General features: G+C 49.5%; 8 protein-coding genes. 1 reads left to right on the top strand and 7 read right to left on the bottom strand.

What is annotated here, in order from left to right:
• The first annotated feature begins 269 nt into the window (after nucleotides 1-269).
• Nucleotides 270-749, top strand: coding sequence for a phosphoribosyltransferase family protein (locus NT239_00595; protein ID XGA71372.1), 480 nt, complete (start codon nucleotides 270-272; stop codon nucleotides 747-749).
• On the opposite strand, the gene NT239_00590 is transcribed toward NT239_00595, so the two are convergent.
• The 7 genes from NT239_00590 to NT239_00560 all read right to left on the bottom strand — a co-directional run bounded on the left by NT239_00590 (nucleotide 746) and on the right by NT239_00560 (nucleotide 12,763).
• The gene (locus NT239_00590) at nucleotides 746-1,966 is read right to left on the bottom strand and encodes a translocation/assembly module TamB domain-containing protein (GenBank protein ID XGA72833.1); all 1,221 of its coding nucleotides are present in this window, start codon (nucleotides 1,964-1,966) and stop codon (nucleotides 746-748) included. The genes NT239_00595 and NT239_00590 overlap by 4 nt on opposite strands.
• A 1,451-nt stretch (nucleotides 1,967-3,417) precedes the next feature.
• Nucleotides 3,418-4,617, bottom strand: a complete 1,200-nt coding sequence (locus NT239_00585; GenBank protein ID XGA71371.1) for a hypothetical protein — start codon at nucleotides 4,615-4,617, stop codon at nucleotides 3,418-3,420.
• Complete coding sequence (locus NT239_00580) at nucleotides 4,617-6,359, bottom strand: autotransporter assembly complex protein TamA (protein ID XGA71370.1); 1,743 nt, start codon at nucleotides 6,357-6,359, stop codon at nucleotides 4,617-4,619. The genes NT239_00585 and NT239_00580 overlap by 1 nt, the downstream gene beginning before the upstream one ends.
• Nucleotides 6,360-6,938: 579 nt before the next feature.
• Nucleotides 6,939-7,505, bottom strand: a complete 567-nt coding sequence (locus NT239_00575; protein XGA71369.1) for a chalcone isomerase family protein — start codon at nucleotides 7,503-7,505, stop codon at nucleotides 6,939-6,941.
• A 53-nt stretch (nucleotides 7,506-7,558) separates the two neighbouring features.
• The gene (locus NT239_00570; GenBank protein XGA71368.1) at nucleotides 7,559-8,764 is read right to left on the bottom strand and encodes an acetyl-CoA C-acyltransferase; all 1,206 of its coding nucleotides are present in this window, start codon (nucleotides 8,762-8,764) and stop codon (nucleotides 7,559-7,561) included.
• A gap of 192 nt (nucleotides 8,765-8,956) precedes the next feature.
• Entirely contained in the window at nucleotides 8,957-11,356 is a 2,400-nt protein-coding gene (locus NT239_00565) for a 3-hydroxyacyl-CoA dehydrogenase/enoyl-CoA hydratase family protein (GenBank protein XGA71367.1), read from the bottom strand.
• A 69-nt stretch (nucleotides 11,357-11,425) separates the two neighbouring features.
• Nucleotides 11,426-12,763: an OmpP1/FadL family transporter gene (locus NT239_00560; protein ID XGA71366.1), complete on the bottom strand. Its 1,338-nt coding sequence runs from the start codon at nucleotides 12,761-12,763 to the stop codon at nucleotides 11,426-11,428.
• Nucleotides 12,764-12,830: the final 67 nt, after the last annotated feature.

Here is a 12,830-nt window from a genome sequence, read left to right as displayed (position 1 = left end):
AAAATCTATGCTGGCAGTGATTGTCCGAATGGAGCGCTGCATTGTCAAATTTATTCAGAAATTTTTTGAACAAGTTCGTTCCTGCGCAATGTTTACTGTGTTCTGCGCTAATCGAGCATACCCACTCCTGCTTTTGCCACGCTTGCCAGCAACAATCACCACGTTGCCAAATGAATGATTGCTGCCCCATTTGCGCGCGAGTAAATACCAACGGACTAATTTGTGGTCGCTGCCAACGAAAAAAGCCTGCTTTTGACGCAAGTTTTGCAATGTGGCTTTACCAAGAACCAATTCAGTCTTTGATTTCTGCTGCGAAATTTGGTGGGCAATGGTCTATTTTTGGTGCTCTTTGCGGTGAGTTGATCAGGCAGCGCGATCCAATTCATGTCGACTACATCATTGCCATGCCGCTTCACCCGAATCGCCTTAAAGAGCGAGGTTTTAATCAAGCACTAGAAATCGCGCAAATGATTGCCAAGCAGTGGCATCTACCACTCAAGAACAAATCTTTACTACGAATACGCGATACCGAGCATCAGGCTCGCCTCAATGCCAAAGCACGCAGAAAAAACCTCAAGGGCGCATTTGTATGCCAACATGATTACACTAACAAAAGCATCTTATTGGTCGACGACGTTATGACTAGTGGGGCCAGCCTGCACGAAGCCGCAGCGGCACTCAAAAAAGCCGGGGCCGCGCAAGTGTTTAACTTAGTTCTGGCGCGCACCCCCGACCATACTGCGCACTAGTCAAAACTTAAGGTGTAATTCACGTCAACACTACTGTCATCGACACCAACCCGTGAAATCACCGACCAATTGCGCGAAAGCTGCAGCGTAAATGACACCGCATCGCTCAAGCCATTAAAGCTTTTCTCAAGTGCCACACGCAGTGATTTCGTTAAGCGCTTACTCACCGTCACCACTTGGGTGGTTGAACCATCCGGTTCTTCCTTGGATTTATAACCAACTTCATCGATGCCAAAATTACTCAGGATCTCATCGGTCAATCCTTGCCCACTGCCATCCCCAGCCATGGCATTCAATAATTGCAAGGCCAAGGCGCCATCACTTTTTTCTGTGCTATCAGCCCCATGGCCAAATAATAACCATGAAATTTTCTCGGCATCTGGCACACTTGGATCAGAGTACAAAGTCACTTGCGGTGAGTATGCCGTACCCTTTACCTGAACGCCTGCTTCAACAGCCTGATTTTTACGCACCGCCAAAATATCTAAACCTGGGTTATCAATCGCCCCCTGGAACGACAAAACACCTCGCTCCATTTCCAACTTCTGCCCGTATGCTTTGTACTCACCCTCTTCGGTATTAATCGTTCCTGTTGCAGATAGCGGCGCATTAGGTTGTGATTTCAAGCGTAATTTGCCAACCAAACGGCTTTCTAAACCATAACCGCGAAACATGAAATTTTGCCCCAGATCCACATCCAGCTGCATGTGAAGCTTCATCACAACGGGCTTAGCCTGATCTTTTTCACGCCCAACGACGCGAATATCTTTGGATAAAGTCGGCACATCATTGGCCTGAAACTGTATATCGCCCGAATCTGCTTTCACCGCACCTTGAATCGAAATATCATTCTCGCGGACATTTATCGCACTTTGCCCGCTGATCACCAATAACATATCGGGCTTGCTCAACAAGGTAAAATGCTTCGCTTGGAAATTCACACTCCCGTTCGCTTTACCACCAGCAAAATCAAGCTCACCCTTGCCACTTAATTCACCAGAACCGACACTTTTGGCGCTTAAAGAGCGCAGCGAAATTTTTTGCTGATCCAGACCGATATCGACAAACCCTTGCTGCAGTTTTAACCCAACATTGCTATCAGAATACGCCAGATCCTTAATTTGAATGCCTCCAGCAAACAGCGGTGCTGCGGCTGTACCTTGTCGATTTACATTAAATTGCGCTGATCCAGCCAATTTCACCCCCGCACCTAACATTGGCGTGAACACCGATAAATTGGGCAATTGACCATTAAGTGAAACGGTAAACGGGGAATTACTCGCTAAAGCGCTATTTTCCAGATCAAGCTTGCCACCGGCCTTGAGCGCGACTTGCCCATATTGCGCCGTGGCCAATTGACCCTGCACATTAAATTGACTCAAGGCAATGTCGCCTGCCAGATTCAAGCCGCTCAGACCTAAGTTCAAAATCTTTTTGCCATCATCCTGATACATGACATCACCGCTAACACGTTTCAGATTGAATTGGCCATTGAGTACCGAGGTTTTCTGCAAATTCCAATCCCCAGCCAAAACTAGATTAGTTTTTGGATTATTTATTTTGGCCACTGACAACCATTCTGCGACTGAGAGAGAACGAATTTGACCCTGCGTCTCAATCAACCCATCACGCCAGCGCGTAGTTTGCAAGCTCACTTGGCTGCTACCAAGATTTAGATCAGCCGCGCCCAACTCAAAGCGATTTGCAGCAAGCTGCAATTTCGGGGTATTTAACAATTTAAATGGCTGAAGCGCCAAGCCACTCAGACTCAACAACTGACCTTGCCACCCCTGCTGCGCATTCAGCCCACCGTTGATCTGTACATCCAGAGCCACAGGCCAATCAACGTGCTGCCCTTTGGCACTGAGTTGCAGTTGATGCTGCGTTTTACTACCACTGAGCGTTGCATTCAACGTGTCAATTTGTGTTTGAGCGAGCGACAGTTTTTCTACATCGGCAGCCAAAGTTACAGGGCCATTCAGATCACCACTCATTGCCACGTTAAGGCGTGCTTTTTGCACCTGTAAATCAAATGGTGTCTGCAACTGATCTATTTGCGCACTTGCGGCGATTTGCGGATATGCAAGTGCACCGCTTAGTGTGGCATTGCCCTGCAAACGCCCCTGAAATTGCGACCCCAATACCGCTAAAGAAGGCATCTGCAGGGTTAAACTTAGGCTGTCATTTGGCCGACCTAAGCGTCCACTCGCAATCAGTTTATTGCCGCCAAGGCTAAGCCATAAATCACTTTGTTTTAAGTACTGCTCATCAAGACTTAATTGCCCTTGCCCCGCCAGAGGCTGACCATTAAATTGGCTATTTTTAATTAAATACTGCAATTCAACTTGGGGTTTAGGCTGCAAAACGCCATTTAACTTGACCTCTGCGGCAATACTTCCTTTTGGTATTGAGGCAAATTCTGCAGGATCGACCTGATTAAGCAGCAGATCAGCCTTGAAATCGTTGCGGCCTAGTAAATTGAACTCGCCCTTAGCAACGATTTGCGCATTACCTCGGCTCAATACGGCTTCACGAATTGCCAGTCGGCGTTCAGTTTTGGGATTGAGCCAAGCGAGATCAAGCTTTAGTTGGGCTTTGCGCTGTAAGTCACTGATTTCACCCTTTACGCTCGGAGAGAGCCAAGGCCCAGCAAGCTCAAACTGCCCATTCATTTGTCCGGCAGGTTGCAATGACCAAAACTGTTTGGGATCAATTTGCTGAGCGCTGAGCTGAAGCTGCATTTGCCCCTGATCGACCACGCCCGTCGCACGCAGGCTAGATTCGTCGCCAAATTGGATTTCGGTCTGCTGCAAATGCAACTGCTGATTTTGTAGCGCCAATTGAAGCAGCACTTGGCTGATTGGTAGTTTTTTTGATCCAAAGGGCCCAAGTGATGATTAAGCACTTTGATCTGGGCATCTACGCCAGATGCCGTAGGTTTGAAATCCGCATCGATGTCGATCAGCGCTTGCGGGGCATCTGGATGCCAAAGTTGCGGATTCAGTCCACTTACATCCACCCGTCCACGACGCACCATTTGATAGGCATAAGGAGCAAACAGATCCGCCTGCAACTGGGCGCTACCCTTTAATTTGCTGTGCTCAATAGTTGCATCAATATTTAAATCGCGCAACGGTCCTTCAACTTGACCAAAGGTTTGCAAATTTTGTCCATCGAGTGTGCCGGCAAAAATAAATGACCCTGCACTATGAAACGGAGCCTTGCCCGTAATATTCAAAGCAGCGGCCAGCTTACCCTGCGGCAGGAGCAGCTGATTCAAATGAATCCGATGAAATCGGCCATTACTTGAAATTGAACCTGCAATGTCTTTTACCACCAAACCATTGATATCCAGCTCAGCCACTTGCAGCGATTCCAAATGGATACCCAGTGGTAACGATAAACTTTTGGGAGCTTGGCTTGGTGGCTGATCGGGCGGACTTGGCGGGGTATTAATTTGTAAACGACCAAGCGATACCTTGGGGATGCTTAGATCGCGAAGCAATAATAAGTAAGGCTCCCATTGCAATACCCCATAATCAAGCTGCAAATCAAGACTTTCGATATCGATCTTAAGCTGTGTAACTTTGATTTCCGACCAGAACGAGCCATCAATCGCCGCCACCTGGGCCAAACCCGATCGATTAATTGCATCAACTAGCCAATAACGACCTGAATTAGAATCTAGCCAGCTAAATAGCGCTGAAATTAAGATCGTGATCGTCGTAAATGTGAGCAGTGCGCTCCAAAAAACGGCCCGCAGCACGCGTCGCACCAAACCATACTTCTGTTTGACTACCTGATTGGCTGTATCTTGCTCGGTGCTAGATGATGCACTGGGTTCAACTTGTGATGGTTCTTCTTGCATCAAAATACCAAGCCCATGGCAAAGTGGAAACGATATTGTTCGTAGTCAACACCATAAGCGATATCCGCACCGATTTGACCAACTGGGCTTTTCCAGCGCGCACCCACCCCCACGCCCATCACTTTTTCCATATTGCTCCACTTCTCGCCTGCGCCACCATAATCGACGAACATCGCCGCTTTCCAATCTTTGATCACGGGATGCTGGTATTCAAACGAGGCCGTTCCAATTACCTGCCCCCCCACGGTAGAGCCATTACTTTTCACCCCCAGAGATTCATAATCGTAACCGCGCACGCTACCCGAGCCACCGGCACGAAACAGCCAGTCAGATGTAATCCCTTGTGGACTTTGCGAAAAAGTCTGCCCTACACTGCCTTGAACGACAATTTGCCCATCGCTGCCTACCCGGTAGTAATACGCCCCACGTGTGAAAAGACGCAAAAATGTGGCATCACTGATTAATTGCTTTAAGGCGCCGCCCATTTCAGCCTGAACTAAATAGCCATTGCGCGGGTTATTGCGGTTGTCCAGCTTGCGCTGGGTCCAAATATGATTCAAGGTGAGCGATTGTGGATGCTCTTCACTGCCATCAGCAAATTGGCGATTCTCGATTTGATATTGCAAATCGATCACTCGCTCGATTTCATCGCCTTTTTTGCCGCGCGACACGCCCATTTTGTACAAGTGCGAATCCAAACCTTGCAAGTCTTGCGCTAAATATGACCCCCACACACGATGCTCCCAATCGCTGTTATTTTTGGGTAACAGCACCGCCAATTCGGCCGCCTGCTCTAGCTGTTCAATCCGCAAGCTACTATCGAACACCCAGCCTTGGTCGAATAAATTATGGTAACGATAAGCCAATTCGGATTTAAAACGCGTGTTGGTACTAAAACCGACGCTGCCACTGACCCGATGCAAGGGCACCTCTTGTACATCAATCCGGATCGGTGCGACAAAGGGGGGCTCGCTGGTTAATTCAACATCAACTAAAGCCGTGCCAAATTGGGGCATGGCCTGTATTTCGCTTTGTAAATCACTTAATGCTTCTCGGCTATAGTCTTGGCCTTGAGTAATTTTGATGCGATTGGCAATCAGCTTTTCAGGGTAGCGCGACAAGCCGTGAATGGTATACGGGCCAAATACATAAGCTGGCCCACTGTCTATCAATAAATCAAACTCGGCGGCTTTACGCTCGGGGTGAATAACCGCCTCACTTGACACTAATTTGGCCGCAGGGTATTGCCGTGCCTGCACCAATTGCAGCGAGCGCTTTTTAAAATCATCCCATACTGATTGACGGAAGGCTTGTTGCTCGAGGCGTTCACCACGTCGATTAAAGCGGCGATCAAGCTCTTGATAGCGATCCGCATTATCTAGTACGGCACCTTGCAATACCACAGAGGTATCGGTCACTAAAGTTTGCTCGCCTTGATCTACCTTGATATACACCCTATGCGTATTACCCTCTTCGCGGTACTGTACATCGACCTTGGCATCAAAATACCCTTCCGTCGCCAATAGCTCTTGCGCAGCAGCAGGCACCGCATCGACTTCTCGCTGCAGCAATTCAGCCGTAAATCGATTCTTTCGCTGCAATTTGTAAATATTGAGATAACGCTTGAGCAGATCATTCGCCGGCTCGTTCGCCTCAAGCTTAACTTCATACTTAAACGTTTCATCCTCGGCCCAGGCGGGCACAGTGAACAACGCAGCACAAATTAGAGGTAGAAGGCGCAAAGCACGAACCTAATGAGCAAAAGCATTACTTTACCAAAACGGACGTAGCGCTAGGTAAAACAAGAGATGGGAGACAAAAAAAACCCGATTAGTACAACATCTTGCGATGTTTACTGAATCGGGCACAGGAGGATGGAGTCGATAACGCAACTTTCGTCACGGGTACTACAAGACACACTACTTTTACTACCTAAAACTCACTACGGGCACTACAAAATCGGTTCTGTGAGCGCCGCGCTTAGCGTGGCAGAGTCAACTGCCAGCCATACGATTTAACAAGCAGTTGCTGAAAGGCTTCTACAGTTTTTGAAAATTTCATCATTGAACGCATGGTCAATCTCCTTGCATTTGAGCATTGCCACATCGGCTTTGCTTAACTTCCTTCGATGACTAAACTTTATCAAAACTACAGAATTAACGCAACACTTTACGTAGTATTGCTACGCACAAAAATGTAACAAAACGCACAAAAAACTACACAACAAAACAAAAAGCTCTATATTTAACAACGATATAACGCAAACGACACCTGATAGTGCGATTTTTAACCACAAAACAAAATGTAGTATCACTACACAATCAACCACCCAAGAGCTTTGTCTTTAAATCAGCCTGAACAGGTTTACCCCCAAGCCATATTTGCAATAGATCACGCGCAAATTCGTCCCCCTGAATTAAACCTAGTGGCCGTTCTTGCAACTGCACTTTTAAACCCTGACCAGGTAGCACATCGAGCACGATGACATCCCCCTCTTTGGCCTCTTTGCTCGCCAATAATATTTTCTCCAACTCTGCAATCTTGGCCGCATAAGCGCCGTATTGTGTTGGTGAAATATTGTCTTTGAGCCCATCTTTCAGGGATTGCACCAAAGCCCGTCCCTCAACCCTGCGTAACATCGTGAGCTGCAGTCGCTTAGCCCCCTTAGCGACTAGCACTTGAGTAGCTTCATTGCTTTTATTTGGCAAATACAATGCAGCGATGTATACGTCAAAAATCATTTTTTTACGCACACCAGCCCCATTAAGCAACAAACTTTGTCCACTCACCTCCACACGATCTGCCAACTTAACCCCCTCCAACTCTAGTGCCTGCGCACCATGCATCACTAGATATGTCAGCAAGGTAAAAAATATTTTTTTCATCATATCAATCTCACAAAAAAACCCGCGCTATGGCGGGTTTGGTTAGCAAACTTGATTTACAAGACTTGCAATATCCCAGCTGCGCCCATGCCAGTACCGATACACATCGTCACCATGCCGTAGCTACCGGCTTTGCCTTGGCGGCGCAGGCCATGGATCATCGTTGCAGCACGAATCGCGCCGGTAGCGCCCAAAGGGTGGCCCAAGGCAATTGCGCCGCCATTTGGATTCACTTTGCTCATGTCCAAGCCCAAATCACGACTCACGGCCAAAGCCTGGGCAGCAAAGGCTTCGTTCAGCTCAATCCATTCAAGCTGATCTAAGCTCAATCCCGCTTGTTTTAAGGCGGCAGGAATCGCTTCTTTCGGCCCGATACCCATAATTTCTGGTGGAACGCCTTTGACGGCAAAGGTTACATATTTGGCCAGCGGCGTCAGATTGAATTGCTTGAGGATTTTCTCTGACACCAGCACCAGCGCTGCCGCGCCATCGGACATTTGCGAGCTATTACCCGCAGTGACCGAGCCTTTTGCTGAGAACACAGTTTTCAACTTCGCCAAGCCTTCCAAACTGGTATCGGCGCGCGGGCCTTCGTCCTGCGTGATGCTTTTGCTAACCAACTCAACTTCACCCGTCGCCAAATTTGGCACGCGATAAGTCACATCAAGCGGCACAATTTCATCATTAAACGCACCGCTGGCTGCGGCGGCCAAAGCGCGGGTATGCGAAGCTAGAGCAAATGCATCTTGATCTTCACGGCTAATCCCCCACTGGGTAGCGACTTTTTCTGCAGTCAAGCCCATGCCGTAGGCAATGCCGACGTTTTCATCGCGCTCGTAAATTGAGCTACCAAGCGACAATTTATTGCCGCCCATCGGCACCATCGACATCGATTCAGTACCGGCTGCGATCATCACATCGGCCTCGCCAAGGCGGATTTTGTCCGCCGCGAGCGCGACCGCATTGATGCCGCTGGAGCAAAAGCGATTGATGGTGATCCCACCAACGGTATTGGGCAGGCCAGCCAGCAGCGCACCAATCCGCGCCACATTCATGCCCTGCTCGCCTTCCGGCATTGCGCAACCGACGACAACGTCTTCAACCAGGGCAGGATCTAAACCCGGCACTTTCGCCATTGCGGCGCGAAGCACATGCGCCAGCAAATCATCGGGGCGAACATTTTTTAGCATACCGCGCGGCGCTTTACCGACTGGACTGCGCACTGCGGCAACGACATAAGCTTCTTGAATTTGTTTGCTCATTCCGAGCTCCTTATTCCAAATTTGGATAAGCATCGTTTAGTTAGATGCCAAAGGCGATACTGGAAGAGAGCGAGCCCCTGTAAGGTCGTGGAGTCAGAAGCGCAGGAACCGGAATGGACATCAAGTCCATGAGGATTCCGAGCATCGCACGACACGAGATCACAGGAGGCGCAGCCTTTTCCAGAGCGCCTTTTAGTTGCGCAGTGGTTTGTTAAACTCAATCATGTGCATGATCCGCTCCTGCGTTTTGCCTTTTTTCAGCAAGCCCATAAAACGTTCGCGCTCCAGTTTCAAAATCCAATCTTCGTTGACCAAAGTGCCTGCCTCAACGTCGCCACCAGTCACCACGTCGGCAATTTGCATCGCGATGTGATAGTCGTACTTAGAAATAAACCCGCCTTCGAGCATATTGACGAGCTGGCCGCGGATCGTTGCCGCGCCCGAACGTCCTGCCACGGCAAACGCTTTCGGTGGCACAGGTGCGCGATAGCCTGTTGCGGCCAAGGCACGTACTTGCGCTTGCGCCACAAACAGTAATTCGTTGGCGTTCATCACAACGATGTCGGACTCTTTCAAATAGCCGATTTGCTGACCTTCTTCGGCGCTAGTGCCGACTTTGGCGGTGGCCATCGCCAAGTAATAGTCTTTTAGCACTTCCAAAATATTGCCATTACGCGCCAAGCGTGACGCGCGCAGCGCAAATTCTTTACAACCGCCACCGGCAGGCAGCAAACCTACACCAACTTCAACCAAGCCGATATACGTTTCAACATGCGCAACGACGCGGACGCAATGCATCAAGAATTCGCAACCGCCGCCAAAGGCATAGCCTTGCGCAGCGCCAACCACCGGCACTTTGGCGTATTTAATCGCCTGCGAAGTTTTTTGGAATTCGGCGACCATGGCTTCAATCGCGGCAAAGTCGCCGGTCATAAAGGCTGGCCCCATACTCATCAAATCAGCGCCAACCGAAAACGGCGCCTCCGGGTGCCAGATCACCAAGCCTTGGTAGTATTGCTCTGCGATCTTGATTGCTTCTTGCACCCCAGCCAATACCCCAGCACCAATACAATGGGCCTTGGTTTTGAATGACAGCACCGGTACATCGTTGCCGCCAGTCGCTACTGGAGGCAACCACATGCGTACGCTGTCATTTTCATACACTGTTTGGCCGTAATCGGGCGCGACTTCACCCAGTACTTGCGGTGGATACAGCTGGCGTTGATACACCGGCAAGTTCGATCGCGCCACGAGTTGGCCTGATGCGGCATTAAACGAGCCTAGCTCGCCATGCACGCCATCGCGCTGCAATACCCAAGCTGGCAGCGGCGTGCTGCTCAGTGTTTTACCCGCAGCGATATCGGCGTTAATCGCCTCGGCCACTGATTTCCAACCCGCCGCTTGCCACATTTCGAACGGGCCTTGCGTCCAACCAAAACCCCAGCGAATCGCAAAGTCGACATCACGGGCGTTATCCGCAATATGCTCGAGCTGCACCGCAATGTAATGCCACACATCACGCAGGCAGGCCCAGATAAATTGCGCCTCCGGCAAGGCTGACTCGCGCAAAGCCTTGATTCGCTCGGCTGGGTCGGTAATTTTCAGCAAGGCTTTAACTTCATCCGAGCCTTTTTGCCCTGCCGCCACATAATCGCCAGCCGCCACATCGAGCACGAATAAATCTTTGCCCGCTTTTTTATATATGCCCTGCTTGGTTTTTTGCCCCAAAGCGCCTGCCGCGATTAGATTTTGTAACCAATCAGGCGTTACAAACAGGTTATGCCATGGGTCGTCGCCCAAGGTATCGGTCATGGTTTTGACGACATGCGCAAAGGTATCCAACCCCACCACGTCGGCGGTACGGAAGGTTGCAGATTTTGGGCGGCCAAGTCGCGGGCCGGTGAGATCGTCAACAACATCGAAGCGGATGCCGAAATTTTGCGCGTGCTTGATCGTTGCCAGCATCGAAAACACACCGATGCGGTTGGCGATGAAGTTGGGCGTATCTTTGGCACGTACCACACCTTTACCCAAACGCATCGTCAGGAAAGTTTCTAGCGCATCAAGGGTATCTGGTTTCGAGCCTTGCGTAGCAATTAATTCCACCAGATACATATAGCGCGGAGGATTAAAGAAGTGAATACCGCAAAAACGGCTGCGCAACTCTTCCGGAACGCTGTTTGCCAGCTTTTCAATCGACAGCCCCGAGGTATTACTCGCCAAGATCGCATGTGGCGCTAAATGCGGTGCAATTTTGGCGTACAGCTCCGCCTTCCAATCGAGCCGCTCTGCAATCGCCTCGACCACCAAATCACAATCGGCCAGCAGCCCCAGATCGCTACCGTAGTTCGCGGGCGTAATGCCATCTACGCGCATCGCCGACATCAGCGGCGCCGGTTTGAGTTTTTTTAGATTTTCAATCGCTTTAAGTGCGATGCCGTTCGGTTCACCAGCAGGGGCTGGCAAATCAAACAAAACAACAGGAATCCCCGCATTGGATAAATGCGCAGCAATTTGCGCCCCCATCACACCAGCGCCCAGCACGGCCACTTGGCGAATCTGTGGCGACGCTTTTTGATTTAATGCATTCATTCTTTCGGCCTCGATTGAGGTTTACAGATGCAGGGCGTCACGCGCCCTGCCGCGATGCTTCACAAGGGTTTAGAAGCGGTGATTGTATTGCGCGCCCAAAGTGATTGAGCTGACGCTGTAATTGCCATTAATGCTGCCAGCCGAGCGCTCGCTGGCATCCAAAGGCTTGCGATTGATCGTTGAGTCTTTCAGCTGCACATAAATTGCGGCTAAATCGATCGAGTTATTTTGGTCGAAGTTGTAACGTCCACCCAATGCATACCAGATGCGATCACTATCTGGAATACTGGCAATGCGCTCTGCTTCGTTCGATTCTGGAGATTGATCGTACGCCAAGCCTGCACGTAGAGACCAGGTTTGATTTGGCGAATACGTTGCGCCGACCGAGTAGCGGCTAGTATCACTCCAATTGGTCACCGTCACTGAATCGGCGCGACCATTGGCTTTGATGCGAATTTCATCAAAGCGAGAATGGCCAGTCCAAGTGTAATCTGCCGTCACAGCCCACTCTGGGTTAATTTGGTGGAACGCATTAATTGAGAATGATTCTGGCGTTTCAACATACAAAGAGGCTGAAGTATTTTTCAGCGAAGCACCAATCGGTGTTGGCTGTAACCGTGCAGGCACGGTGAATTTCAAATCACCTTCCAAGGTATGTTTAATCGCGGAACGATAGGCCACGCCAACACGCGTAGAGTCACTCAGATTAAACAGCGCCCCCAAGTTAAAGCCATAACCAATATCGTCACCTTCAACTTCTGATTTACCGTCATAGGCTGCATTACCCGACAACGCGGGGTTTACAGCCAAACCCAAGTCCAGCGCTTTACTCAGAGTGCCATGAATATACTGGGCACTAACACCCACCCCGACTGAGACCGTGTCGTTGAATTTATATGAAATTGAAGGATTCAAATTCAGCGTCTTAATTTGACTGTCTAATGTTTGATAGCGTCCCACCCAACCTTCATCGTAAGACGTGTGCGAGCCAAATGGCACAAACATACCAACACCTACGGTCAGCTGATCGTTAATTTGATGGCTTAAATACGCATGCGGCACCGCGGTAGTCACGCCAAAATTGCCACCGTTACCACCGCCTGTAGCTTTACCCGTAGCAGTGGTGGTTTTGATATTGCTGTACTCGCCATCGGGAATGATGACATTCAAAACACCCGATACTTGGGTACCATCCAAACGGCTCAAACCCGCTGGGTTATAAAAAATCGTCGATGCATCCATGACTTCAGCAGCACCCGAGTTTGCAACACCTTGGTTACTGGCACTTTGAGTACCAAAGTGGTAACCCGAGGCCAGTACAGAGCCTGAACCGAGCAAGGCGCCCATCACACCGATTAGTTTTAATGAGCGAACAGTAGTTTTAAGGATAAAAGCACTTTGAGTCATGATCGTTTCTCCAAGAGGCAGTTCAACAGCGGGGCAAATCTTTGCCTGCCCCTTTTTAATAACAATA

This window comes from Chitinibacter sp. SCUT-21, from assembly GCA_041874755.1.
Classification (GTDB): Bacteria; Pseudomonadota; Gammaproteobacteria; order Burkholderiales; family Chitinibacteraceae; genus Chitinibacter.
The sequence above is the reverse complement of the archived record's forward strand: the minus strand, read 5'-3'. Positions and strand labels throughout refer to the sequence as shown.

Coding starts and splice junctions, on each gene's coding strand:
- NT239_00595 (XGA71372.1), top strand. CDS start 270: ATGTGGCTTTACCAAGAACCAATTCAGTCTTTGATTTCTGCTGCGAAA.
- NT239_00590 (XGA72833.1), bottom strand. CDS start 1,966: ATGTTAGGTGCGGGGGTGAAATTGGCTGGATCAGCGCAATTTAATGTA.
- NT239_00585 (XGA71371.1), bottom strand. CDS start 4,617: ATGCAAGAAGAACCATCACAAGTTGAACCCAGTGCATCATCTAGCACC.
- NT239_00575 (XGA71369.1), bottom strand. CDS start 7,505: ATGATGAAAAAAATATTTTTTACCTTGCTGACATATCTAGTGATGCAT.
- NT239_00570 (XGA71368.1), bottom strand. CDS start 8,764: ATGAGCAAACAAATTCAAGAAGCTTATGTCGTTGCCGCAGTGCGCAGT.
- NT239_00565 (XGA71367.1), bottom strand. CDS start 11,356: ATGAATGCATTAAATCAAAAAGCGTCGCCACAGATTCGCCAAGTGGCC.
- NT239_00560 (XGA71366.1), bottom strand. CDS start 12,763: ATGACTCAAAGTGCTTTTATCCTTAAAACTACTGTTCGCTCATTAAAA.